The sequence below is a fragment of the Hymenobacter qilianensis genome (assembly GCF_014638675.1).
Taxonomy (GTDB): domain Bacteria; phylum Bacteroidota; class Bacteroidia; order Cytophagales; family Hymenobacteraceae; genus Hymenobacter; species Hymenobacter qilianensis.
Map to the genome: position 1 here is coordinate 1,034,028 of NZ_BMFN01000001.1, position 23,025 is coordinate 1,057,052.

The following is a 23,025-nucleotide window of genomic DNA, read 5'->3' on the forward strand; positions in this document are numbered from 1 at the left end:
GTTGCTACGCTAACTGTCATGCTGAGCGGAGTCGAAGCATTTCTACCGCTTCGTTGAGATTACCATTGCAGGAGAGATGCTTCGACAAGCTCAGCATGACGTTCTATCTGAATTGAGTTAGTAACCCAGCCAAATACGCGAGATGCTTCGCTTCGCTCTGCACAACGTTTTGTAACTAGTTGAACCTGTCGTCTACTTCATAACCTCAACTCTATTCCGCCTCACTCCGCTTCCAAACCGTACAGCAGTACCTACTCTCGCTTTCGCATTATGACCAAAACCGTTTTTATTGCCGCCGCCGAGCCGTACAGCGGCAAGTCGCTTGTGTCGTTGGGCTTAATTAACATGCTGCTGCGCAAAACGCCCAAAGTCGGCTACTTCAAGCCTATCATCAACTTTGAGCCGGCCGAAAAAAAGGACGCCCACATCGAGACGATAATCGGTCATTTTGGGCTGCCCATCACCTACGATGGTGCCTACGCCTACACCCGCGCGGACGCCATGCACCTGGTGGAAACGGACACGCAAGGCGAGATTATCGACACGATCATCCACAAGTTCAAGGCCCTGGAGGAGCACTACGACTTTATCGTGGTGGAGGGCAGCGACTTTCTGGGCGCGGGAACAGCGTTTGAATTTGACGCCAATATTTCCATTGCCAAAAATCTGGGGGCGCCGGCTATTCTCATGATTTCGGGCGAGGCAAAAACCACCAATCAAATAGTGAATGCCGCCCTCACGATGCTGCGCAGCTTTGAAGGCCGCGAAGTGCCCGTACTGGCCATTATAGTCAACAAAATGCCCCCCAGCGAAGCCGACACCGTGCGCGAGCTGCTTGGGGGGCAATTGCCGGCGGGTATCGTCCTGACCGTCATTCCCGAAAACCAAAGCCTGCGCAGCCCCAGCATGCAGGAGATTCAGGAGCAGCTGGGGGGCAAATTATTGCTCGGCGAACACCTTCTGAGCAACCAGGTCGACAATTTCATCACCGGGGCCATGCAGGTGCCCAACTTTCTGCGCCGCATCAAGGAAAACGTGCTCATCGTGACGCCCGGCGACCGCGCCGATATTATTCTGGGCGCTTTGCAGGCCAACGCCTCGGCTAATTTCCCGAAGGTGGCGGGCATCGTGCTCACCGGCGACATCGTCCCGGATGAGTACGTGGTGCGCCTCCTCGAAGGACTCGAAACCGTGATACCCATCCTGTCCGTCTCGACCGGCACTTTCCTCACTACCACCCAGATAGGTGCTATCCAGTCGCGCATTTCGCCCGATAATCCGAAGAAGATTGAGCTGGCTATCAACACCTTCGAGCAGTACGTAGACGTGGCCGCTTTGGAAGAAAAGCTGGTTACGTTCAAAGCGGAGGGCATGACGCCGCACATGTTTCAGTACCAGCTCATGCAGTGGGCCAAAAGTCAGCGCCGCCACATTGTGCTGCCCGAAGGCAACGACGACCGGATTCTGCGCGCCGCCGCCCGCCTCCAGCAGCTCGACGTAGTTGACCTTACCATTCTCGGCGACCCCACGGCCATCGCGGCGGCCGTCAATCGCCTGGGTTTGAACCTCGATCTAAGCCGCATTCAGCTGCTTGATCCGGCCCACGCGCCCCGCTTCGCCGAGTACGCCGAAACCCTCTACGAGCTGCGCAAAGCCAAAAACGTGAACCTCGACATGGCCCGCGACATGATGACGGATGTCTCGTACTTCGGCACCATGATGGTGTACCAGGGCCACGCCGACGGTATGGTATCGGGGGCGGTGCACACCACCCAGCACACCATCCGGCCGGCCTTGCAGTTTATCAAAACCAAGCCGGGCGTATCGGTCGTGTCATCGGTGTTCTTTATGTGCCTGCCCGACCGCGTGGCCGTGTTCGGCGACTGCGCCGTGAACCCCAACCCCACCGCCGAGCAGCTGGCCGAAATTGCCATTTCCTCGGCCGAGAGCAGCCTGCGCTTCGGCATCGAGCCCCGCGTAGCCATGCTTTCCTACTCCTCGGGCACCTCCGGCGAGGGCGCGGAAGTAGAAAAAGTGCGCCGCGCCACCCAGCTCGTGCACCAACTGCGCCCCGACTTGCAAGTAGAAGGCCCTATCCAGTACGACGCCGCCGTCGACCCTATCGTGGGCCGCCAGAAGCTCCCCGACTCTACGGTAGCCGGCCAGGCCAGCGTGCTCATCTTCCCCGATCTGAACACCGGCAACAACACCTACAAAGCCGTGCAGCGCGAAACCGGCGCCTTGGCCATCGGCCCGGTATTACAAGGGCTGAATAAGCCGGTAAATGATTTAAGCCGAGGCTGCACCGTGGAAGACGTGGTGAATACGGTGATTATCACCGCTATTCAGGCGCAGGGGTAGTGCGGGAAGAATTTCCGAAGCAAGTGAATTAAAAATATGATTATGGTTACTATTATTAATCATATCAGTTCACGAATTTCCAATACTTTGTCACTCCATCTTTTGAACTAATTATCAAACTATCTCTAGCAAAGCTTACTGCACCAACAAAAGCCCAATCCAGATAGTCAATCTTAATACTATCTCTGTTCATTGAATATTTGTATGAGATCAAATCATCAACATAATAAATACTATCTTTTCTTATATCGAAAATAGCATTCTCACTACTATTATTAGTCCATGCACCTAATATTTTTGAATTAAAATGATTTTCACTCTTATTAAGGGCAGAGCTTGATCTCTCAGCAACTTCTTTCAATTCATTATTTTTTATCAAAGCATCTTTAGAACCAGTATTTTTTAATTCTAAATCGCAGGAAGAGATAAAGAATACAAATAAAATATAGACCATTACATATTTACTTTCCATCATGTTAACATCGAAATTAATTCTATTTAAAATCATCGAAATTAAAAGCAATACACTTACAATACATTAAATTAAGGACAAGGCATAATTTTATTTATTAATAAATACATCATCAATCATATCTCCAAGATCACTCACGCCTAACGTGAATTGAATAATAATTATACCTAAAATTATTTTTACAATCCTGGGAATATAAAACCCAGTTTTTTCCTTGAGCAACGCATTTGCAGGAGGAAAATAGATTAAGGAGAGGAACAGGTAAACTATCCCCGGAACTGGGTGCACTAAGAACACATTCGCTACGCCAATAGCAAAAACAACTATACCGAACACCCAACCGATTACACTTGAAGGGGTGAGCCTCCTTTGCATTGCATTTTCTTTCATGGTCTTTGTGGATGCTTCGACAAACAGCCAAATAAAGGGTTTAAACAATTTATTTTCAATTCTCTGCATTTGCCGCAAAGGCATTGCTGAAGGATTAGAAAGATGCCATCATCAGGTCAATCTTATCGAACAACTCCCCAACACCTAGCGATGCCCAGAGAATAAAGAAGCCCAGGAGCCACTTTACTATTCTGGGAATAGAGAATCCAGTTTTTTCCTTGATAAAAGAATTTACTGGAGGAAAGAAAGCAAGAGACAGCACAATAATAAAAATACCGAAGCCGGGGTCATTGCCCCAAAACGTATTCACTACGCCAATGAGTAAGGCGAGCAGGCCAAATAGCCAGCCGACTAAGCTCGAAATAGTAAACGAAGCATTTGAAGTGTTATCCATGACCATTTTCTTTTTAAGATGAGATAAAAATGTTTTGAAAAGGCGTTTTACCGTTTAAAATTGATATCAGCTACCTGACCGAAGACTAAAATTTCAATACTTTGAAGGCAGGAATGCGCTTTAAGGTGTTCTTATAGTATCTTCTGAAGCCTTATCGTATTCAGCCAAGCAGCTATCTAGTGGCTGACAATTTTGATGAATACAATCGCAGAACTCGTAGCAGGCTTTAGCTTTTTTGCTGTCCTTACATTGCTTTCTGCAATCTAGTAAACTATTACTAGGCATAATTTCGCAGGCAGATATAACGAATAGCATAGTAATTAAGAGCACCAGCAAACTTTTCATTCCGCTTTCTTTAAACGAACGCGCCTTTTAAGTTTAAAAATTTTAGCTTACTAAATCCGTTTGTTTATTAAATGGCAGAATAAATTTTAATTTATCATAGTCCCAGCAAAGAAGGTATAAATTAGCCAGCACCATTAAAGGCGCCGTAACCCATGATCCAACAAATCGCACTGCAAGGGTTAAAATAAATATGTTTAATATAATGGGGAAATAAAGCATTGCACCGAGGGTCGCCGTACGTGGAATCAGCAGCAAACAAGCGGCGATTACCTGCACTACACCCACGAAAGTGTAGTAAAATCCGGTCCGGTGAAAAGCCTCCAGATAATGCCCCATCGGGTGACAAATGGGTAAATCAGTAAACTGCTCACCTACAATTTTAACATAGCCCGAAGGCAAAAAACCCATAGCAAGCACTATTCGGGTAAAAACGGTGAAATCCCGGAGCCATTTATTTTGTCTTACCCTCGCATGAAGCCGGTCAAGTGTGGTAGCAATACTCATGTCGTTGAATTAAAAGCGCTTCAGATCACAACGTATTTAAGCTAAATCCACCTTTGGGCAGTGTGCTTGGCTGAGCCTAACTCCGGCCGACCTATACAGACCTCCCTCAAGCGGCGATGATGGCTAGGGGCTTTCATCGAAGGGCAATTCAAAAGTACTTTGTTTTTCAAAGTTAGCAAACAAAACCGCAATTTTATTTTTGGGTTGGGCAAATTCTTCAATCCCAGCCCTCTATCCGTTTAGAGCCGGCAGTTAGTGCTAGGCTGGGCTAGTCGTGGATGACAGATGAATGAGCGCTGGGGCAAGTCCACCGGCTTGGGTTTGTTTGGGCGATGAACTCCGGGAATTCAACTCAAGTAAACTAGAAGTGGGGGCCGGTACGTAAGCGACTTCTATGTACTTATTCGTTATCAATTCCGGCAGCAGCTCTATTAAGTATCAGCTCTTCCGCTGGCCCGCTGAGCAGCCCGTGTGTAGCGGCCTCGTGGAGCGCATCGGCCTGCCTGAGGCCAGTATCACCCACAACGTTTTCACCAGCGACGCCGGGCCGGTTATTCGGCGCAGCCTGCCCCTGCCCGACCACGAGGCTGGATTGCGGGAAGTGGTGGGGCTGCTCACCGACCCGACCGAAGGCGTACTCCATGATCCGCGGGAGATTGAGGTAGTCGGGCATCGGGTGGTGCACGGTGGCGAGGCTTTCGCCGCTACAGCGCTCATTACCCCGGCGGTGAAGGCCGAAATCAAGCGGCTGTTTTCCCTGGCCCCTCTGCACAATCCGGCCAACTATCTGGGTATTGAGGTGGCCGAAAACCTGTTTCCTCAGGCCCGGCAAGTAGCGGTGTTTGATACGGCTTTCCATCAAACTTTGCCCCCCAGAGCCTTTCGTTACGCGCTGCCTGCTTCTTTCTATACCGAGTTCGGCATTCGGGCCTACGGTTTTCATGGCACCAGCCATCAGTATGTGGCCGCTCAGGCGGCCGCTTACCTGGGCAACCCGGCGGCCAAAATCATTACCATTCACCTGGGCAATGGCTGTAGCATGGCAGCCGTGCTGGGGGGCAAATCGGTGGATACCAGCATGGGTTTTGGGCCGCTTAGTGGCCTGGTGATGGGTACGCGCTCCGGCGACCTTGATCCGTCGATTATTTTCCACCTGATTAATGAGCGGGGCTACGAGCCGGCGCAGGTGCAAAATCTGCTCAACAAAAACAGCGGTATGCTGGGCCTCACTGGCTTCAGCGACATGCGCGACATTACCAAGGCCCTGCTGGCCGGCGACCCCGCCGCCGCCTTGGCCTACGATCTTTATGCTTACCGCATTCAGAAGTATATCGGGGCGTACGCTGCCGTGCTTAACGGTCTCGACGCTGTAGTATTCACGGCGGGCGTGGGCGAAAACGACGCCTTGATTCGCGCCCTGGTCTGCCGAAACCTGGAGTTCCTGGGCCTTCACCTCGACGAAGCCCGCAATGAGAAACGGGCCAAGGAGTTACGCGAAATAAACCAGGCGGAAGCGCGGGTGAAGATTCTGGTGGTGCCCACCAATGAGGAGCTAGCCATTGCCCGGCAATGCGTTGCTTTATTACAGTCAGTATAAATCAGTGCGCGACTCAATAGGAAACTTATTGGCGCTGTGGCCTGTATGCCCAATGCCTGGAAGCCGGCCAGCCTTAGCAAATCTGTTTGAGGCGGTATCACACTGGGGTAGAACCGTGTATTCTTTTTGTTGACTGTTCTTTGCTCTTACACTAAGCTTATGATGTTTTTTGAAGTCGCGCTACTTGCGTTTGGAACTACATTGTCAGCGGCTCCGCTCGGCGCGACTGCTTCTGCAGGCACTTCCCCGGTAAGTGTAGTCGTGACCGACCTGCCTTCTACCAAGGCGACGCTAAAGCTGTACTTCTACAACGTGAAGGAGAATTTTCTGAAGCGGGGTAACTACACGATGCTTAAGTATGTGAAACCCGCTGGCAGCAAACAAATTACGCTGCCCATCGACCTGCCTAATGGCGAATGGGCTGTAGCCCTTACCCAAGACATGAACGAGAACGACCTGGTAGACCGCAACTTTCTGGGTATTCCCACCGAGCCGTATGCCTTCTCAAATAACGTGTGGCCTACGATGAGGGCTCCCGAGTTCGACGAGTGTAAGTTCAAAGTGAATGGCGCCAAAGTCGTGACCATTTCAATGAAAAAATAACAGCTTGATCTCACAAAAAGGCCGGCCCCACGCTGACAAATCAACGTGGGGCCGGCCTCTTTTATGTAGATGCAAGTTTAAAGTTCAGCCTCCTGATTAGCGGCCAAAATCATCCTGCACGCGCACAATGTCGTCTTCATCGGAGGGTTGGGTGGCGTCGGTGTGCTGCCAGATTTCGGCCAGTACGCCCCAGTCGTCGAGGCCGACTAACCGATGACGCTCGCCTTGCTTTAGGGTAATCAGCTGGCCCACGGCGTAAGTTTTCACTTCGCCTTCCTCATCGGTGGCGCTCGTCACGACACCTACGGGGCCTTGCAGCACTTTCCAGACCTCGGCGCGGCGGCGGTGGTATTGCCACGACAGCCGCTTCTGGGGCGCTACAATCAGAATCTTGGGGCTCAGCTTGCCCGAAATGCGCAGGTCTTCTACGGCCATTCCATCAAAATAAGCATCGGCAAAGGGCTGGGCCTGATCTTCATTAATAACAAAAAAGCCCCCCCACGGGCGCGACTGGTCTTGCTTATCGATGGTAAAGCCCTGGGCCTGAAGCTGTTGCTCGGTCTTCTGAAACAAGGTCTGCTTTTGCGAATCTGTATGCATTGGAGAAATATGTAAGAGTCAAGAATACGGAACGTGTGTCTGCCTTCAAATAATATACCGCTTACCCTTCACTAGTCACTTACTCAACTTCGCGGCCGCCCTACCCTTCAGGCCTTTTGCCGCCCATCAGGATTTGAGGCCAGATCCAGCGGAATATCTATGTAGAAAGTGCTGCCCTTGCCTTCTTCGCTTTCAAACCAGATGTGGCCCTGGTGCAGCCCCACAATGGTTTTGATGATAGACATCCCCAGACCCGTGGTTTTTTCGCCACGCAGGCCGGGCCGCCGGGCTTTAGTAAAACGATCAAACAAGCCGGCCTGCAAGGCCTTTGGTATGCCGATACCGTCGTCGGCTACGGTGAAGCGTACGGTGGTGGGCTCCTGTGCCACCGTTAGGGTAATATGGCCACCATCGGGCGTAAACTTGACGGCGTTCGACATTAAGTTATTGAGCACCTGCATAAACTTATTGACGTCCAGGCTTATATAAATGGGCTCCTGGGGGACAATTAGCTGGAAGTGCTTATCCACCAGCGACTCCGCTTGCTGGTAGCTATTCATCATTTGCTGCACGCGCTCCACCATATCAACGCGCTCCGTTTTCAGTTCCACGTTGGCTGAATCTAGAAACTCCTGGTCCACGAAGTCGCGGATGAGGTCAACGCTATCCTTGCAGGTGGTCTGCATGATGCGGATCATCTCATTGAGGCTCTCATTCTGCAAGGAGCTAACTTGCTCCCCCATGTATTCGGCCAGCTGCTGTAGCATAATAAAAGGCCCCGCCAGGTCGTGAGAGAGGATTTCGAGGGTGGCGTTCTTCTTGGCGTTGAACTTATCAGCGTTGGCTATATACTCTTTCTGGCTGGTAATTACATCTAAAAAGCCCCCCAGCAACTCCTGCTCAGTCCCGGTTTGCTGGCGGTAAGGTTTCAACTGCAACCATTGCTCCGCGCCATCGGGATCTAGTAGGCGGAACTCAATTTCCTTTTCTTCCAGCCGGCCGCGCTGCCAACGCCGCCAGCAATTAGCTAAGTAAGGGCGGTCGTCGGGGTGCAGGCGCGCAATCAGCTGGGGCAACTCCTGGTTCACCTGCTTACGGTTGCCGCCCATTAGGTGCTCGTAGGCCGCATTCACAAATACAACCTCGTGAGCATCCGGGTCATACACGAAGAAGACCTGGCTCAGATTCTCCACGAAATCTTGAAAAAACGGCGCAGGATCAAGCATTGGAGACATAGCAGGAGAAGTTCGTGGTGCTGATTTATACGGCGGTCGTCTCTTTGGATGTTGCTCGTGATGAGAGCGGCCGAAGCCAGCCAGAAGGAAAGACTTGCGAAGTGCAGGGCTAAAAGTACGCTACCGCACCCTTATAAGGCGCTGGGGGGCAAAAACGAAGCGCAAGCGGGTTACATAACTGGCGTTGCTTACGCTTTTATCCTGGATTAAGGTATCAAAGACAGCTGCTTATAATTTAATCATTCCGATATGAATTTTACCTTTTTCAATATAAAAAACTTGACTTTTTCCTATAAGCTCTATACATTCAGCTACTTATATACTTCGAATACCCGCGCTACTACCTATCCACCTTTTGCTACACCATTTCATTTTTATCCATGAGTTGACCTAACAATTTATATGACTATGCCCGCAGGGGATGTATTAGTTGCTGCCCCACCCTCGCTGCACCGCCTGGGCCTTGTTGCGATACTGCGCGAAACATGGCCGACGGTGGTTATTCGCGTGCTCCCCGGCCCCGACCAACTTCTGGTGCTCCTGACTCAGCAGAGGTTTGCGCTCGTCATTGCTGATGCCACTATCTCCTCCTGCTTGCTGCCCCAGTTACAGCAGTTGCGCACGCACGGTTTGTGCCCGCAGCTGCTGGTTCTTACGGGTCGGCACCAACCTCTCGCCGTGCGTCACTGCCTAGCCCAGACCGGCTACCCTTTGCTTTCCCGCCACGCCTCACCCACGGAAGTAATCCAGTGCGTGAGTGGCTTACTTTGCCCCCCAGACGCTTCCAGCCACTATCCTACACCCACCAGGCGCCGCGTGGAGCCGCCCACGCCATTTAGCCGCCGCGAGCTGGAGGTGCTGCGCCTGGTAATAGCCGACTGCTGCAACCAGGAAATTGCCGACCGCCTGTTTCTGAGCGTGCGCACCGTGGAAAGCCACCGCCGGGCCTTACTGCAAAAAACGGGAGCCAAAACGCTGGTGGGTCTAGTAGTGCAGGCCATGCGGGAGGGCTGGGTGGCGGCGTAGAGCTCGGTGTAAATAATGTAGCGCCTGGGTAAGCTGATGTGTAGTCATCAGGAAGTAAAAGGTGGCTGAGCGCTAAGAGCGTGTTGGGGAATTGTCATGCTTCGGTAAGCGGACGTCGAATCCGTCATGCTTGATCCGGCGTCCGCTTACCGAAGCATGACAATTCCCCAACACGCTCTAAATATAAAGAAGCCTTCGCTGCATCCGCAGCGAAGGCTTCTTTGTGAAACGTAGTATGGCAACAATCTACCCCAGCTTCTTATACCGCACGCGTTTCGGCTCTACATCACCCAGGCGCTTCTTTTTGGCTTCCTCATAATCCGAGAAGTTGCCCTCAAACCAGACCACTTCCGAATTGCCCTCAAAAGCCAGAATGTGCGTAGCCAGGCGGTCCAGGAACCAGCGGTCGTGGCTGATGATAACGGCGCAGCCGGCGAAGTTCTCCAGGGCGTCTTCCAAAGCCCGGATGGCGTTCACGTCCAGGTCGTTGGTGGGCTCATCGAGCAGGAGCAAATTTGCCCCCTGCTTCAGCGTAGTAGCCAGATGCACGCGGTTGCGCTCCCCGCCCGAGAGGCTGCCGACTTTCTTTTCCTGGTCGCCGCCGCGGAAGTTGAAGTTGCTCACGTAGGCACGGGCATTCACAGGGCGCCCTGCCAGCAGCATGGTTTCGGTGCCGCCCGAAATTGTTTCGAACACCGACTTGTTGGGCTCCAACGTTTCGTGCTGCTGATCGACGTAGGCCGTCTGTACCGTGGGGCCAACCTCGAAGGTGCCGGCATCGGCTTCCAGTTGGTTGGTGATGAGGCGAAACAACGTAGACTTGCCCGCGCCGTTCGGCCCGATGATGCCCACGATGCCGCCTTGCGGCAAAGAGAAGCTCAGGTTTTCGAATAACAGCTTGTCACCGAAAGCTTTGGAAATGTTGTGGGCTTCAATTACCTGCCCGCCGAGGCGCGGCCCGTCGGGAATGAACAGTTCCAGCTTCTGCTCCTTTTCCTTCACGTCGGCGCTCACCAGCTTATCGTAGCCGGCCACGCGGGCCTTGCTTTTGGCCTGCCGGGCTTTGGGCGACATACGCACCCATTCCAGCTCGCGCTGCAAGGTTTTTTGGCGCTTACTCTCGGTTTTTTCTTCCTGAGCCAGGCGGTTCGACTTCTGCTCCAGCCACGAAGAGTAGTTGCCTTTCCACGGAATACCTTCGCCGCGGTCCAGCTCCAGAATCCAGCCGGCCACGTTGTCGAGGAAGTAGCGGTCGTGGGTTACGGCAATGACGGTGCCTTTGTACTGCTGCAAGTGCTGCTCCAGCCACAGCACGCTTTCGGCGTCAAGGTGGTTGGTGGGCTCGTCGAGCAGCAGCACATCGGGCTCTTGCAACAGCAAGCGACACAGAGCCACGCGGCGCTTTTCGCCCCCCGAGAGGTTGCCTACAATGGCGTCGCCGTCGGGGGTGCGCAGGGCGTCCATGGCGCGCTCCAGCTTGCTGTCCAGGTTCCAGGCGTCGAGTTGGTCCAGCCGCTCCTGCACGGCACCCTGGCGCTCCAGCAGCTTATCAAAGTCGGCATCTTCGGCTCCGAAAGCCTCGTTTATTTCGTCGAATTCTTTGAGCAGCGCTACGGTTTCGGCCGCACCTTCCTGCACCACTTCCATCACTGTTTTGGTGGGGTCGAGCTGGGGCTCCTGCTCCAGATAGCCCACCGAGTAGCCCGGCGACCACACTACTTCGCCCTGAATCTGCTTATCGACGCCGGCTATTACTTTCAGCAGCGACGACTTGCCCGAGCCGTTCAAACCCAGCACCCCAATTTTGGCGCCGTAGAAAAACGAGAGGTAAATGTTCTTGAGAACCTGTTTCTGGGGCGGATACACTTTGCTCACGCCGGCCATGGAAAAGATGATCGTTTCGCTCATAGAAATGGGATTGGGGGGCTTTTTTAAAAGTTTTCAGGCAACAAACCAACCGGCTTGGGCAGTCAGATTTCGTGTAAAAACGGATGTCATGCAGCGCAGCGCGAAGCATCTCGCGTGCTGATGTGAGGTTACTAATGCTACTAAACACGCGAGATGCTTCGCGCTGCGCTGCATGACGTTCTGCTAGATAAGCTCTTAGATCAATTCGTCTGTTTCAGCTTGGTTACCGGCCCATGGCCTAACCTTGCGGCGTTGGCTTACGTTCGGTTCAGATAACCCTGGCTAACTCGGCGAACCGGCCAAAGGTAGGCAGCCTGCCCTAAGTTTCCGCCGTTTAAACCCCGGGTTTCACAGGCAGCGAATATGCTTTCCATCCCGTAAACTTGTAGTCAGCTAATACCGTTTCTTTACCCTTCCGATCCCACCACCTAGCCGCTTTCGCGTTATTATTATCATTAGTATGGAACCACAAGATCACCTGCTAGCCGAAGCCCGGCGCTACGGCTACGTCGAAGGCGACCAAGTGTGGCTACGCTCGTTTATGGATTTGCCAGCCCGCCGGGTTGGGCAGGTTAAGGAATCCGAGGAGGCCTCGCTTCAGTACTTTGCTCAGCGCTTCGAAAGCTTTCGGGCCAAGGTAGAAGACTTATTGGCTAAGATTGAAGAATCGGAGAACAAGGGCTCGTTTCTGATGAAGGCCCTGCACCTGAAGGAGCAAATGGCCTCCTACGATGCTCTGGGCGATTTTGAGGCCCTGCACCACCGCCTCACCGAAGCTGAAGAAGGCATTAAAGTAACAGTAGCTCGCAACCGCGAGAAGAATCTGAACACCAAGATTACGCTGATTCAAGAGGCTGAGGCCCTGCGCGACAGCATCGACTGGCAGACGGCCGGCGAAAAGCTCCAGGAACTGCGACAGGCCTGGATTAAAACCGGCCCCGTAGAGAAGCACCTCACCGAAGAGCTGGAAAACCGTTTCCGCGAAGCCGTGGATCAGTTTTTCGTACGCAAAAAAGAGTTCCTGGCCGATAAAAAGGCTATGTCGAATCGGGTGGTGGACAAGTACCGCGACCTGATCCGCAAGTCGGAAGCCATCCAAAACTCGGAAGACTACGAAGAGACAACTCGCCAACTCAAGCAACTGCAGCAAGACTGGAAAGAGGTGGGCGGCTCTTTGCCCCGCAAGCAAGCCAATGAATTGTGGACGCGCTTCCGGGCTGCTCACAACCACTTTTTCGACCGCCTGAAAGAGCACATCAGCACGAAGCGGGTGGATGCCAAAGACGGCTACATGGACGACAACCTGAGCCGCAAGCGTGCCCTGGTTGCTGAAGCTGAAGCCCTGCTCAATCAGCCGATGTCGGCGGCCGTGGCGCGCGCCAAGGAGCTACAGGCGGCCTGGAAAAAGGTGGGCCCCGTGCGCGGCGAAGAATCGGACCGGGTGTGGGAGCAGTTCATCATGGCCTGCGACAAAGTATTTGAAATGAGCGCCTTGGAGCACTTCATCCGCAAGCGTCAGCCGAATACCCCAGAAACCGGTTCGCCCGAAGACAAAATAAACGCCCGCGTGCAGGCCCTCCGCGACTTCATTAAGTACGACAAGCAGGAGCAGGAAGTACTTGTGGAAAACCTGGGCAAGCTCAGCGACTCACCCGGCAACGAAACTTTCCGCAATATGCTGGAAGGAAAAATCCGGGGATTCGAGCGAAAAATCCGCACAAAAACCGATCTTATCGAGCTGTTGCGCCAGCGCTTACCTGCTTAGGCTGAACCTTACAGCGCTTTTTACGTTGTCGGGAAGCAAACGCCGTTGCGCCGCTTTGGCAGGCGTTTTCAGCCGGCCGGGTTTTTGCTCATCGGCGTATCACAACTTTACATTTGCCCACTTTTTTTGTAGCACACCATTATGTATTGGACTCTGGAACTTGCTTCCTACCTGGAAGATGCCCCCTGGCCCGCCACCAAGGATGAACTGATTGATTATTCCATCCGCTCGGGTGCCCCGATGGAAGTGGTGGAAAACCTGCAGGCACTGGAAGATGACGGCCAACCCTACGAGAACATCGAAGAAGTTTGGCCGGATTATCCGACCAAGGAAGACTTCATGTTCAACGAAGACGAGTACTAAGAGCGGAGCGAGAAGCTAGGAGTCAGGAGATAGAATGTCGTTGATGAAGGATTTATTCGTCAGTCCATCGCTCCTGGCTCCTGGCTCTCAGCTCCTAACTCCTTTACTAATAGAGAATCTGGTTGCGGGGTATGAACAGCGTGTTCTGCTCCGCAACCTTTTTTTGTGCGTGCCGGCACCGGCTTTTGTAGCCATTGTGGGGCATAACGGCTGCGGCAAAAGCACCTTATTTCGGGCTCTTACCGGCCGAATTCCCTACCAGGGCAGCGTGCAGGTTTTTGGCCACGACCTCCGCACGGAGCGCCAGCCAGCTGCCAGCGGCCTGCTGGCTCATCTGCCCCAGCGCAATACCGTCAGCTTCCCCATTGAGGTGCGCGAATTGGTGGTAATGGGCCGCTTCCGCCATCAGCGCTTCCTGAGCGCCTACGGCCCCCACGATTACGCCCAAGCCGATGAGGCGTTGGCCCGCGTGGGCGCCCCTCACCTCGCCCACCGCGACTTTACTTTGCTATCCGGGGGTGAGCAGCAGCTGGTGTGGCTGGCTCAGCTGGCCCTGCAAGACGCTCAGCTCTACCTCCTCGACGAGCCCACCCAACAACTCGATGTGTACTACCGCCGCCGCGTATTCGATCTGCTGCAAAGCTGGGTGCTCGAAACTGGCAAAACCGTGCTCTGCATCACCCACGACCTCGATAATTTGCCCCCCATGCGTGGCTACCTGCTGAATCTGTCGCTTCCGAAGCCAGAATTGGAAGTATTGACTCCTGAGAGCGTGCAGGGGGCAAAAGCGTATCTGGAAAGCGAAGAAAGCTTGGCGGTGAGGTAGTGAAATAGTGAGTTTGTTGTTCAATCTGCGTGGTTATAACAACAAACTCACTATTTCACTACCTCACCATTTTACCTTACCGCCGCCCCGGCTTGCCGCACAGCACCTGCCCGATAGAGCGCATAAATGGCCACGGCGTCACCGAGTTCATCACCTGAAAGTTCTCGACCCAGGTAGTGCGCTCATCCAGAAAATCGAAGATGCGCTCCACTGGGTTATGCTGGAATAGCTCAGTGAAAATGTCGCGGGTAGTTTCGCCGCGGCGCTGCATGATATCGAGCAGCAAGGTATCGAAGAGGCGAAATTGCCACCGGTCGCTGGTTGGATCGGGCGGCGGCGCGCCGGTGGTAGCCAGCGCCTCTACCAGCCGGGCCGTGTGGGCCTGAATACGCTTGAAAGCGTAGCCGGTGCTGGGCTTTGCGCGGCCGGCACGCGTTCCCAAATTGATAATATTTGCCCCCCAGCGAGCCGGCAGCGGATGATCGGTCATGGGAATAGCGCCTACCTCTTCTGCTTCTATGCGGTAGCTCTTTACGCCAAGCGTGGTGGTCAAATACGCGTGCATAGCTGCTTCGTAGGCAGCTTTGGGCAGCACTTCGCCCGAAAACAGCGTGTACTCTACCAGCGCCCGGCGCGGGCTGAAGGGCAGCACATACATAAAGCGCGGCTCGTGGTACTGTGGCCCCCGGAAGTCCATGAATTCCACGGTTTTCGGGTCGAATACATCCTGCTCGGTTTCTACCTCCCAGCCCACAAAATGCTGGAGCAGATAGCGGTGCTTATCCGGTTGCTTATCCATAACCGGCGGACGACTATCAAAGCCATATCGGGCCGTAAACTTCCCAGCTGATGTATGCGCTATCACACCGCTGGGGGGCAAATTTTCGAGGCTATCGACCGTGGCGCGCACTAACGTAACCTGTGGATTGCCGGCCAGCGCCGCGTGCACAAACTGGTAGAAATCAAGGCCCCGAATCATCTTGTAGCGGTGGCGACTAAGCGCAAACACCCGCTCGAAGCCCGGACTGCGAAAAGCCAGCTGCGCCCACTCGTGCGCTACAATGCTGTCAAACGGCGACGGCGCATCGGCCCAGAACGACCAGGTGCGGTCGTTCTGGTCTTTGGCCGCTGGTTCCAGGAGCAGCACGCGCTTGTCGCGCAGGCGTGGTTCCTGTGCCAGCGCATACGCTAGGCTCAGGCCGGCGGCCCCGCCACCCACTATCAAATAGTCAAAATCAGTTTGCACAAACACAAAAAACCGGCGACGGAAGCATTCCGTCGCCGGTTCAAATAACGGCTTAATACCTGAGCTTGTTTTTGGTATTAGAAGTTTGGCGAGAGCAGGTACTTGGAGTAGAAGTCATCAATGATTTTGACAGCCGAAGCAGCATCATCCACTAGCTGCACTAGGTTCATGTCTTCGGGCGAGATATTGCGCTCATCTTCCAGCATCACTTGCTGAATCCAGTCGAACATGCCCTGCCAGTACTTGGTACCTACCAACACGATAGGGAAACGCCCGATTTTCTTGGTTTGAATAAGAGTAATAGCCTCAAACAGCTCGTCCAGCGTGCCGAAGCCGCCGGGCATACCGATAAAGCCCTGCGCATACTTCACGAACATCACCTTACGCACGAAGAAGTAGTCGAAGTTGATGATCTTATCGGGGTCAATGTAGATGTTATGAAACTGCTCGAAGGGCAGCTCAATGTTGAGGCCTACCGAACGGCCTCCTTCAGAGCGCGCGCCTTTGTTGCCGGCTTCCATAATGCCGGGGCCACCGCCCGTAATTACGCCGTAGCCGTGGCGTACGAGCTTGGCCGCAATCTCCTCGGCCATTTGGTAGTAAGGATTATCTGGCTTGGTGCGCGCCGAGCCAAAAATAGACACGCAAGGGCCGATTTTGCTCATTTTCTCGAAGCCTTCCACGAACTCGGCCATCACCTTAAAGATCTGCCAGGAGTCAGCAATCTTAATCTCGTTCCAGTCCTTGTCTACGAATGCGCGCCGGATGCGCTGCTCATCATCGAGCTGCAGGGTGCGCTGCCCGCTGGTTTGCTCCCGGATTTCGCTGATAGAAGTCACCTTGTTGTCGTTCACATTGGGCTGACTGATCGTCTGCCCGCTACCTGCATTCAGGGTTTCGTCGTGGATTTTGGTCCGACTGGTTTTTTTAAGCTTAGTCATAGATACTGCACTTTTGAGCCCGCTGATGGGAATTAGCAAGCACCTTTCGGTGCCGCGAGCCTGTTTTTAAAGAAAAAGAAAGATAATCAGAAGCCTAGCGACCAAAACGCGCAATTGCCCTCCACCTAAAACCGGGGCGTGCAAGATAAGGGTTTGGCTCTGTTGTGCAAGACAAGGAGCTTACTTACCCTGCTTGTTTTACTTCGAGCGGATGGCAATAACCGGATCGAGGTTGGAAGCCAGGACGGCTGGAATAATACCGGCCAGAATACCGATAACTACCGATACAGTGAGTCCTAGCGTCACGTTGCTGGCCGAAAGAAACAAAGGCAACGATTCCTGCGGAATCAGTGTGATCAGAAAAACCAGGAAAATGCCGGCCGCGCCGCCAATCAGGCACAGAAAGATGGCTTCGAACAGAAACTGAAACAGGATAAAGTAATTTTTGGCCCCCAGCGACTTCTGAATACCAATAATGTTGGTGCGCTCCTTCACCGACACAAACATGATGTTGGCAATACCAAAGCCCCCCACCAGCATGGCGAAGCTGCCAATAACGGCGCCAGCCACCCCAATCACAGAGAACAGCTTGGAAATAAGCTCCCCGAACATTTCGGGCCGATTCAGAGCGAAGTTGTCTTCCTCCCGGGGTTTCAGGCCCCTCACGTTGCGCATTACGCCCTGCAGTTCTGATTCTAAATTAGCGAGGTTCTGATCGTCTTCGCGGCCCTTTACAATAATGTTAGGCGACACGCCGCCCATGCCGCTACCATTGTTGACGGCAAAGATCTGACTGAACATTCCGAAGGTAATCAGGCAGTTGGTGTCATTACTGGGAGTATCAATCAGCTTTTTCCCCTCCTTCTTCATCACCCCAATCACGGTGAATTTGCGCCCGCGAGCCGAGAATTCGCGCCCCAGGGCGGAACCTCCGCCAAAAAGATTTTCAGCAATGTCAGCCCCGATGATAGCTACGTTGCGAGCAAGGTCAATTTCCTGGGAGGTGAAGTAGCGGCCTTCCGCGATGGGTACTTTTGAAACCTGCTGAAACTCATAGCTGACCCCCTGCAAATTACAGTCCGTGAGGCTGTTATTACCTGCCTTCAGCGTATTGCCGCCGGTATTAGCCATAATGGCCATGCCCATGTGGCTATTGGGGTTCAGCGTACGCTGTAGAGCACGGAATTCGCGCTGGGTGGGTACGGGGCGGTTAAAATATTTCCACCAAGGCCGATTGGGCTCAAATTTCCAGGGCCACTTGCCCACGTAAACCACTTTCTCACCTAAAAAATCCATGCTCTGCCGGATATTCGACTCCAGCGAATCGACGACGGTAAAAACGGCGATGATGGCAAAGATCCCGACTGTGACGCCCAGCAATGAGAGAATGGTGCGCAGCAAATTGGATTTGAGAGCTTGCCACGCGAAGCGGAAGCTTTCCAGTGTCAGGCGCAAGGCGAGCATGGAGTGGGAGGTTAAGTAGCTAAATGGTTGGCTGACTGAACTAATACAGTTTCGACTGGGCAGTAGTTCAGCTATCAGTAAAGGAACAAGTTAGCAGTTTAACCTGCCACTATTACAACTAGTTAGCTGTTCATTCATTTGAGCATTCTATGCTGATTCCGGGCGAAAAATAACGATTAATCCGGCCATTCTACGTACTTTTGCCCCCTGAAATTTTTGTTAGCTTCCCCCCCTATTGCCCATATCCGACCATGAAACTGTCCGAGTTTAAATTTGACCTGCCCGAGAACCTGCTGGCGCAGCACCCGGCCAAAAACCGCGACGAGTCGCGCCTGATGGTAGTACACCGCGATACTGGCAAAATCGAGCACCGTATTTTTAAAGACATCATTGAGTATTTCAATGACGGTGATGTATTCGTGATGAACGACACGAAAGTGTTTCCGGCACGGCTATATGGCAATAAAGAAAAGACAGGAGCAAAAATTGAAGTGTTTTTGCTGCGCGAGCTGAATAAAGAAAGCCACCTGTGGGACGTACTGGTTGATCCGGCCCGTAAAATCCGGGTGGGCAACAAATTGTACTTCGGCGAAAGCGACATGGTGGCCGAAGTTATCGACAACACCACCTCACGGGGCCGTACCATCAAGTTTTTGTTTGATGGCCCTGATGAAGAATTTTATAAAGCCCTCCACGACTTAGGCGAAACGCCCCTGCCCCGCGAGGCGATTACCCGTGATGCTGAGCCGGCCGACAAAGAGCGCTATCAGACCATTTACGCCAAGCACATCGGTGCTGTGGCCGCCCCTTCGGCAGGTCTGCACTTTACCCGTGAGGTACTGAAGCGCCTGGAAATCAAGGGTGTAGAAACTACCGCCGTCACGCTGCACGTGGGTTTGGGCACTTTCCGTCCGGTGGATGTGGAAGACCTGACCAAGCACAAGATGGACTCGGAGAATTTCATTGTACCTGCTGAGGCTGCCATTATTGTGAATAAGGCGCTGGACGCTAAAAAGCGCGTTTGCTCCGTGGGCACTACTACCATGCGGGCGCTGGAGTCATCGGTATCGGCGCACAACCGTTTGAAAGCCAACCAGGGCTGGACCGATCGGTTCATTTTCCCGCCGTACGAGTTCAAAATCGCGAATACCCTGCTCACCAACTTCCACACGCCGGAAAGCACGCTGATGATGATGACAGCCGCCTTTGCTGGCTACGATCTGTTAGCGGAAGCGTACAAGGTTGCCATCAAAGAGAAGTATCGTTTCTTCAGCTACGGCGATGCGATGCTGATTCTGTAAGCTAGAAGTGAGTACAAAGAAGTGGGAGGCAAGACTTTGTTGCGAGCCTTCCGCATTGCCCGGTTACCTTTGGTGGCCGGGCTTTTTGTTGCGCTTTATACTCATCTTCCACTCTCGTAGCTTCTGCTTATGTCGACTCCCAATCGGTTTGCTATACTTGTGGCTGGCGGCAGCGGCACGCGCATGGGCGCAGGTCAGCCGAAGCAGTTTCTGGAGTTGCTCGGCGAGCCGGTGCTGCTGCATACGCTACGCCGCTTTGCCGAGACCAGCTTGGGTGTGCAGCAATTTGTGGTGGTTTTGCCCCCCGACCAGTTCGATACGTGGCACCACCTCTGTACCCGGCATCAGGTCGCAATTCCGCACGCGGTGGTGGGCGGGGGGCATTCTCGGTGGGCTTCGGTAAGAAATGGCCTGAAACACCTGGCTACGTACACGGAGGGCATTGTAGCGGTGCACGATGGCGTGCGACCACTGGTATCGGCAGCAGTTATTGAAAATACGTATGCGGCCGCGGCTGAGCACGGCGCGGCCATAGCCGCTGTGGTGCCCAAAGACTCGGTGCGCGGCCTCTCCAAGGAAGGCTCTTACGCTATTGACCGCTCCCGGCTGCGCTTAGTACAGACGCCGCAGTGCTTTGATCTGGAGCTACTACGGCGGGCCTATCGGCTGCCAGAGCTGCCTACTTTCACTGATGATGCGAGTGTAGTGGAAGACCTGCATCCAATTCACTTGGTAGAAGGCGATTATCGCAACCTCAAAATCACGACACCGGAAGACATGCTGTTGGCAGAAGCCATTCTGCGTAGTCGGTAGCACGGTGCAGCGCTTTAGTCCCGGGTGTTGTCAGAACGCCAACTTTCTCATGTAATTTGCCCTCCAGGCGACGCGAAGACTACCTACTCGGAGCCGCTTTCTACCTTTCACTGATTCCTATGTATACCTGCTTGCTCTACGATGTACGCGACGGTGTTGCGACGATTACTTTTAACCGGCCTGATGTATTCAATGCCTTCAACGACCCGCAGAGCTACGAACTGCAGGATGCCCTAAAGCAGGTAGCGCGCGACGCCTCGGTGCGGGCCGTGGTGCTCACCGGCGCCGGACGGGCTTTCTGCTCAGGCCAGGACCTTAAGGCAGCGCAAGGGGAAGAGAAACGGTCTTTTTATGACTCTTTGCATAAGCGCTACAATCCTATCATTCGGGCTATGCGCGCCTTACCGAAGCCTATCATCGGGCGGCTAAATGGAGTCGCGGCCGGAGCGGGCTGCTCGCTGGCGCTGGCCTGCGATGCGCTGATTGCCTCCACCGACGCCTCTCTGATTGAGGTATTTATCAATATCGGGCTGGTGCCCGACTCAGGCTCATCGTACTTTCTCCCACGGCTGGTGGGCACGCTAAAGGCGTTTGAGCTATGCACGCTGGGCTCCAAAGTTTCGGCCGAGGAAGCGCTGCGGCTAGGTTTGGTAAACCAGGTGGTGGCGCCCGAGCAGCTCGATGAGGCTACGTACGCACTAGCGGCGCGGTATGCGGCGGCGCCTACCAAGTCTATTGGCCTGATCAAGCAAATGCTGAATAAAGCCAGTGCCTCGACGCTGGACGAAATGCTGGACTACGAAGCTTACTGCCAGCAGATTGCGGGCGAGTCAGATGATTATCGGGAGGGCGTACAGGCGTTTCTGGAGAAGCGCAAACCGCAGTTTCGCGGGGCTTAGCAAAGGCTATCAAACTGCAATTTTGGTTTAACAGAAAGCGCCACCCTCGCTACAGGGTGGCGCTTTCTGTTGGATGCTTTGTAAGTTGACTTTGCGATGCTCAGCTATATCAAAGCCTCGTAAGAGAACGTAGAATCGCTGGCGGAAGAAGCTCTCCATTGTCCAGCAGCAGTCCAGCAACTTGTGATGAAGACGACACTTAGCAGGTCGGTAGTGGCACGAGGCGTCTTCGTTCTTTTGCTAGCCGTGTGCAGCCCTCCACTGCAAGCGCAGGGACTAACGGCCGAGTTTTTTGGCGGTACTGCCTGGAGCTTACCAACTATCCTTCGAATAGAGCAGCCCGGGGAGGAAGCTATTCGCTTTCGAGCGCGCTACCGCACACGGCCCTGGCACGGGTCGCCATACTACGCCTACAGACTAGGCTACCGGCAGTGGAGCGCGGAGCTGGTGCACCACAAGGTGTACCTCCAGAATCCGCCCCCTGAGATAGAGCATTTCGAGGTATCACATGGCTACAACATGGTCATTGTAAGCCGGACGATGCCTTTGCTGGAACAGTCAAGCGTTTTTCGGATTGGTGTCGGAATGGTGATTGGCCATCCGGAGGGGCGCGTTCGCGGCAAATCCATCAATCCGGTGCGCAGCTTGCTGGGTGGTGGCTACCACATTGCGGGGGTTGGTTTGCAGGCCGCTGCCGGCCCGCCAATGAGAGTAGCAGATCACTGGTTTTTTCGGCCAGAAGCAAAGCTAACGGCGGCGTGGGCCCGGATGCCATTGGCAGATGGCGGCACCGCTACCGTACCAAATGTGGCGTTGCATCTGCTGGTGGGGTTTGGCTACCGAAGCAAGCACTAAATATACAGAGCGAGTCTGGGGGGCTTTTTCCTGGGAAAAAGCCCCCCAGACTCGCTCTAGCTTCTACATTTCGCGGCCTTCCTGCTATCCCTGATAACCACCTGCTGAGGCTGCCGTATAGGCAATAGCTTATTTTCAATTCCTCTAACTGTTTGTGCGCTATGGCTTCTGCCCGTTTTCTGCTCCTAGGATGCTGCGTTGTCATGGGGGCCTGCTCGCCCGATGCCAGCCAAAAAGATCCGGTAGCGGAAGCCAGGTTTCAGAACGAAAAACGCATTAAGGAAGCCGCCGTGACCGAGCGGCAGGAGCGCGACGCGGACTTTATGGTAAACGCGGCCAGCAGCGGGCTCCTGGAGTTGGAGATGAGCAAGCTGGCCCAGCAAAAATCAGCTACGCCTGCGGTCCGCAACTTAGCCCAGCGCTTGGTTCAGCAGCATGGGCAGGTGAGCACGGCGCTCCGAAACTTAGCGCAGCAAAAAAACCTGATGCTGCCTAGCGGACTTGGCAGCGACCAGCAAAAACAATATGCCGACTTAAGCGCCCTGACCGGCACGCAGTTCGACAAACGGTATGTGGAAATGCTGCTGGAGGCTCATAAAAGCGATGCAGATGCGTTCGAGGATATGAGCAAGGACGCTTACGACGGCGACATTCGCGGATTTGCCGCCAAATTCTTGCCCACGATTGAACAACATCTGGATGATGTGGGCGTCGTGGAAGACCAACTAGAAGACTTGCCTTAATTTTTCATTGTTAACCTGAATTCCAACCCATGTTTCATTTCCCAAAACACCGATTATTCTCTGTTCTTGCCTTATTTGCTGCTTTGTCGCTGACCAGCTGCGGCAATACTGAAACCCGCACCGATGGCACGGCCGGCGAGGCCGTAGTTGGCCAGGAAGAAGCCGCCGAGCAAGGTGGCGTACAGGCTGATGCTACCGTCATCGACAACGAAGAAGGAGCCACCGTTACTGCCGATGCCGACTCTTTGGAAGCGGCCGACAATGACTAACCTTCTGATAAACTGACCCGTACACTAACGACTCTGGGCAGCTGCTCAGCTGTTTTCTGCCGCTAATCGCCGACTTACTTATTCGACGGTTGGCGGCAGACCTAT

At 53.6% G+C, this 23,025-nt stretch carries 23 protein-coding genes; 13 read left to right on the top strand and 10 right to left on the bottom strand.

Going from position 1 to position 23,025, the window contains the following annotated elements; all coding sequences use genetic code 11:
• The first annotated feature begins 270 nt into the window (after nt 1–270).
• The gene (pta, locus tag IEW06_RS04390) at nt 271–2,361 is read left to right on the top strand and encodes a phosphate acetyltransferase (protein ID WP_188547533.1); all 2,091 of its coding nucleotides are present in this window, start codon (nt 271–273) and stop codon (nt 2,359–2,361) included.
• 64 nt (nt 2,362–2,425) lie between these two features.
• Here pta and IEW06_RS04395 read toward each other — a convergent pair whose 3' ends face one another.
• The 4 genes from IEW06_RS04395 to IEW06_RS20675 form a co-directional block, all read right to left on the bottom strand.
• Nucleotides 2,426–2,836, bottom strand: a complete 411-nt coding sequence (locus IEW06_RS04395; protein WP_187733722.1) for a hypothetical protein — start codon at nt 2,834–2,836, stop codon at nt 2,426–2,428.
• Nucleotides 2,837–2,923: 87 nt separating this feature from the next.
• Nucleotides 2,924–3,292 (bottom strand): hypothetical protein, encoded by a 369-nt coding sequence (locus tag IEW06_RS04400; protein WP_229743036.1) that lies wholly within the window; start codon nt 3,290–3,292, stop codon nt 2,924–2,926.
• Nucleotides 3,293–3,317: 25 nt separating this feature from the next.
• Complete coding sequence (locus tag IEW06_RS04405) at nt 3,318–3,623, bottom strand: hypothetical protein (protein WP_229743037.1); 306 nt, start codon at nt 3,621–3,623, stop codon at nt 3,318–3,320.
• 381 nt (nt 3,624–4,004) lie between these two features.
• Nucleotides 4,005–4,466: a hypothetical protein gene (locus IEW06_RS20675; protein WP_223284811.1), complete on the bottom strand. Its 462-nt coding sequence runs from the start codon at nt 4,464–4,466 to the stop codon at nt 4,005–4,007.
• Nucleotides 4,467–4,860: 394 nt separating this feature from the next.
• Here IEW06_RS20675 and IEW06_RS04415 point away from each other — a divergent pair, with 394 nt between their 5' ends.
• Both IEW06_RS04415 and IEW06_RS04420 read left to right on the top strand, forming a co-directional pair.
• Nucleotides 4,861–6,063: an acetate/propionate family kinase gene (locus IEW06_RS04415; RefSeq protein ID WP_188547534.1), complete on the top strand. Its 1,203-nt coding sequence runs from the start codon at nt 4,861–4,863 to the stop codon at nt 6,061–6,063.
• 159 nt (nt 6,064–6,222) lie between these two features.
• Nucleotides 6,223–6,666 (top strand): DUF2141 domain-containing protein, encoded by a 444-nt coding sequence (locus tag IEW06_RS04420; protein ID WP_187733720.1) that lies wholly within the window; start codon nt 6,223–6,225, stop codon nt 6,664–6,666.
• A gap of 96 nt (nt 6,667–6,762) precedes the next feature.
• Here the strand turns inward: IEW06_RS04420 and IEW06_RS04425 are convergent, their stop codons facing one another.
• On the bottom strand, nt 6,763–7,266 hold the full coding sequence (locus IEW06_RS04425; RefSeq protein WP_188547535.1) for a cupin domain-containing protein: 504 nt from the start codon (nt 7,264–7,266) through the stop codon (nt 6,763–6,765).
• A 107-nt stretch (nt 7,267–7,373) separates the two neighbouring features.
• Nucleotides 7,374–8,501: a PAS domain-containing sensor histidine kinase gene (locus tag IEW06_RS04430; RefSeq protein WP_188547536.1), complete on the bottom strand. Its 1,128-nt coding sequence runs from the start codon at nt 8,499–8,501 to the stop codon at nt 7,374–7,376.
• Nucleotides 8,502–8,903: 402 nt separating this feature from the next.
• On the opposite strand from IEW06_RS04430, the gene IEW06_RS04435 reads away from it, so the two are divergent.
• On the top strand, nt 8,904–9,527 hold the full coding sequence (locus IEW06_RS04435; protein ID WP_187733717.1) for a helix-turn-helix transcriptional regulator: 624 nt from the start codon (nt 8,904–8,906) through the stop codon (nt 9,525–9,527).
• A 246-nt stretch (nt 9,528–9,773) separates the two neighbouring features.
• Here IEW06_RS04435 and ettA read toward each other — a convergent pair whose 3' ends face one another.
• Nucleotides 9,774–11,435, bottom strand: a complete 1,662-nt coding sequence (ettA, locus tag IEW06_RS04440) for an energy-dependent translational throttle protein EttA (RefSeq protein WP_188547537.1) — start codon at nt 11,433–11,435, stop codon at nt 9,774–9,776.
• A gap of 460 nt (nt 11,436–11,895) precedes the next feature.
• On the opposite strand from ettA, the gene IEW06_RS04445 reads away from it, so the two are divergent.
• From IEW06_RS04445 to IEW06_RS04455, 3 genes are all read left to right on the top strand, one after another.
• Nucleotides 11,896–13,200, top strand: coding sequence for a DUF349 domain-containing protein (locus IEW06_RS04445; RefSeq protein ID WP_187733716.1), 1,305 nt, complete (start codon nt 11,896–11,898; stop codon nt 13,198–13,200).
• 141 nt (nt 13,201–13,341) lie between these two features.
• Nucleotides 13,342–13,563: a DUF2795 domain-containing protein gene (locus IEW06_RS04450; RefSeq protein ID WP_019948259.1), complete on the top strand. Its 222-nt coding sequence runs from the start codon at nt 13,342–13,344 to the stop codon at nt 13,561–13,563.
• A gap of 43 nt (nt 13,564–13,606) precedes the next feature.
• Nucleotides 13,607–14,389, top strand: a complete 783-nt coding sequence (locus tag IEW06_RS04455; protein ID WP_188547538.1) for an ABC transporter ATP-binding protein — start codon at nt 13,607–13,609, stop codon at nt 14,387–14,389.
• 76 nt (nt 14,390–14,465) lie between these two features.
• Here IEW06_RS04455 and IEW06_RS04460 read toward each other — a convergent pair whose 3' ends face one another.
• From IEW06_RS04460 to IEW06_RS04470, 3 genes are all read right to left on the bottom strand, one after another.
• A complete protein-coding gene (locus tag IEW06_RS04460; RefSeq protein WP_187733715.1) occupies nt 14,466–15,635 on the bottom strand; it encodes a lycopene cyclase family protein in 1,170 nt (389 codons plus the stop codon).
• 77 nt (nt 15,636–15,712) lie between these two features.
• On the bottom strand, nt 15,713–16,576 hold the full coding sequence (locus IEW06_RS04465; RefSeq protein WP_187733714.1) for an LOG family protein: 864 nt from the start codon (nt 16,574–16,576) through the stop codon (nt 15,713–15,715).
• A 198-nt stretch (nt 16,577–16,774) separates the two neighbouring features.
• Nucleotides 16,775–18,040 (bottom strand): ABC transporter permease, encoded by a 1,266-nt coding sequence (locus IEW06_RS04470; protein WP_188547541.1) that lies wholly within the window; start codon nt 18,038–18,040, stop codon nt 16,775–16,777.
• Between the two features lie 251 nt (nt 18,041–18,291).
• Between IEW06_RS04470 and queA the strand changes: the two genes are divergently transcribed.
• The 6 genes from queA to IEW06_RS04500 all read left to right on the top strand — a co-directional run bounded on the left by queA (nt 18,292) and on the right by IEW06_RS04500 (nt 22,920).
• Entirely contained in the window at nt 18,292–19,341 is a 1,050-nt protein-coding gene (queA, locus tag IEW06_RS04475) for a tRNA preQ1(34) S-adenosylmethionine ribosyltransferase-isomerase QueA (RefSeq protein ID WP_133271294.1), read from the top strand.
• 129 nt (nt 19,342–19,470) lie between these two features.
• Nucleotides 19,471–20,154 carry a 2-C-methyl-D-erythritol 4-phosphate cytidylyltransferase gene (locus tag IEW06_RS04480; protein WP_188547543.1) on the top strand — a complete coding sequence of 228 codons (684 nt, stop codon included), beginning with the start codon at nt 19,471–19,473 and terminating at the stop codon, nt 20,152–20,154.
• Between the two features lie 119 nt (nt 20,155–20,273).
• Nucleotides 20,274–21,053 (top strand): enoyl-CoA hydratase-related protein, encoded by a 780-nt coding sequence (locus IEW06_RS04485; RefSeq protein WP_187733713.1) that lies wholly within the window; start codon nt 20,274–20,276, stop codon nt 21,051–21,053.
• Nucleotides 21,054–21,299: 246 nt separating this feature from the next.
• Nucleotides 21,300–21,908, top strand: coding sequence for a hypothetical protein (locus IEW06_RS04490; RefSeq protein WP_187733712.1), 609 nt, complete (start codon nt 21,300–21,302; stop codon nt 21,906–21,908).
• Nucleotides 21,909–22,069: 161 nt separating this feature from the next.
• Nucleotides 22,070–22,651 (top strand): DUF4142 domain-containing protein, encoded by a 582-nt coding sequence (locus IEW06_RS04495; protein ID WP_187733711.1) that lies wholly within the window; start codon nt 22,070–22,072, stop codon nt 22,649–22,651.
• Between the two features lie 29 nt (nt 22,652–22,680).
• Nucleotides 22,681–22,920, top strand: a complete 240-nt coding sequence (locus IEW06_RS04500) for a hypothetical protein (protein ID WP_187733710.1) — start codon at nt 22,681–22,683, stop codon at nt 22,918–22,920.
• The last annotated feature ends 105 nt before the right edge of the window (nt 22,921–23,025 follow it).

Coding starts and splice junctions, on each gene's coding strand:
- pta (WP_188547533.1), top strand. CDS start 271: ATGACCAAAACCGTTTTTATTGCCGCCGCCGAGCCGTACAGCGGCAAG.
- IEW06_RS04395 (WP_187733722.1), bottom strand. CDS start 2,836: ATGATGGAAAGTAAATATGTAATGGTCTATATTTTATTTGTATTCTTT.
- IEW06_RS04400 (WP_229743036.1), bottom strand. CDS start 3,292: ATGCAGAGAATTGAAAATAAATTGTTTAAACCCTTTATTTGGCTGTTT.
- IEW06_RS04405 (WP_229743037.1), bottom strand. CDS start 3,623: ATGGTCATGGATAACACTTCAAATGCTTCGTTTACTATTTCGAGCTTA.
- IEW06_RS20675 (WP_223284811.1), bottom strand. CDS start 4,466: ATGAGTATTGCTACCACACTTGACCGGCTTCATGCGAGGGTAAGACAA.
- IEW06_RS04415 (WP_188547534.1), top strand. CDS start 4,861: ATGTACTTATTCGTTATCAATTCCGGCAGCAGCTCTATTAAGTATCAG.
- IEW06_RS04420 (WP_187733720.1), top strand. CDS start 6,223: ATGATGTTTTTTGAAGTCGCGCTACTTGCGTTTGGAACTACATTGTCA.
- IEW06_RS04425 (WP_188547535.1), bottom strand. CDS start 7,266: ATGCATACAGATTCGCAAAAGCAGACCTTGTTTCAGAAGACCGAGCAA.
- IEW06_RS04430 (WP_188547536.1), bottom strand. CDS start 8,501: ATGTCTCCAATGCTTGATCCTGCGCCGTTTTTTCAAGATTTCGTGGAG.
- IEW06_RS04435 (WP_187733717.1), top strand. CDS start 8,904: ATGACTATGCCCGCAGGGGATGTATTAGTTGCTGCCCCACCCTCGCTG.
- ettA (WP_188547537.1), bottom strand. CDS start 11,435: ATGAGCGAAACGATCATCTTTTCCATGGCCGGCGTGAGCAAAGTGTAT.
- IEW06_RS04445 (WP_187733716.1), top strand. CDS start 11,896: ATGGAACCACAAGATCACCTGCTAGCCGAAGCCCGGCGCTACGGCTAC.
- IEW06_RS04450 (WP_019948259.1), top strand. CDS start 13,342: ATGTATTGGACTCTGGAACTTGCTTCCTACCTGGAAGATGCCCCCTGG.
- IEW06_RS04455 (WP_188547538.1), top strand. CDS start 13,607: ATGAAGGATTTATTCGTCAGTCCATCGCTCCTGGCTCCTGGCTCTCAG.
- IEW06_RS04465 (WP_187733714.1), bottom strand. CDS start 16,576: ATGACTAAGCTTAAAAAAACCAGTCGGACCAAAATCCACGACGAAACC.
- IEW06_RS04470 (WP_188547541.1), bottom strand. CDS start 18,040: ATGCTCGCCTTGCGCCTGACACTGGAAAGCTTCCGCTTCGCGTGGCAA.
- queA (WP_133271294.1), top strand. CDS start 18,292: ATGAAACTGTCCGAGTTTAAATTTGACCTGCCCGAGAACCTGCTGGCG.
- IEW06_RS04480 (WP_188547543.1), top strand. CDS start 19,471: ATGTCGACTCCCAATCGGTTTGCTATACTTGTGGCTGGCGGCAGCGGC.
- IEW06_RS04485 (WP_187733713.1), top strand. CDS start 20,274: ATGTATACCTGCTTGCTCTACGATGTACGCGACGGTGTTGCGACGATT.
- IEW06_RS04495 (WP_187733711.1), top strand. CDS start 22,070: ATGGCTTCTGCCCGTTTTCTGCTCCTAGGATGCTGCGTTGTCATGGGG.
- IEW06_RS04500 (WP_187733710.1), top strand. CDS start 22,681: ATGTTTCATTTCCCAAAACACCGATTATTCTCTGTTCTTGCCTTATTT.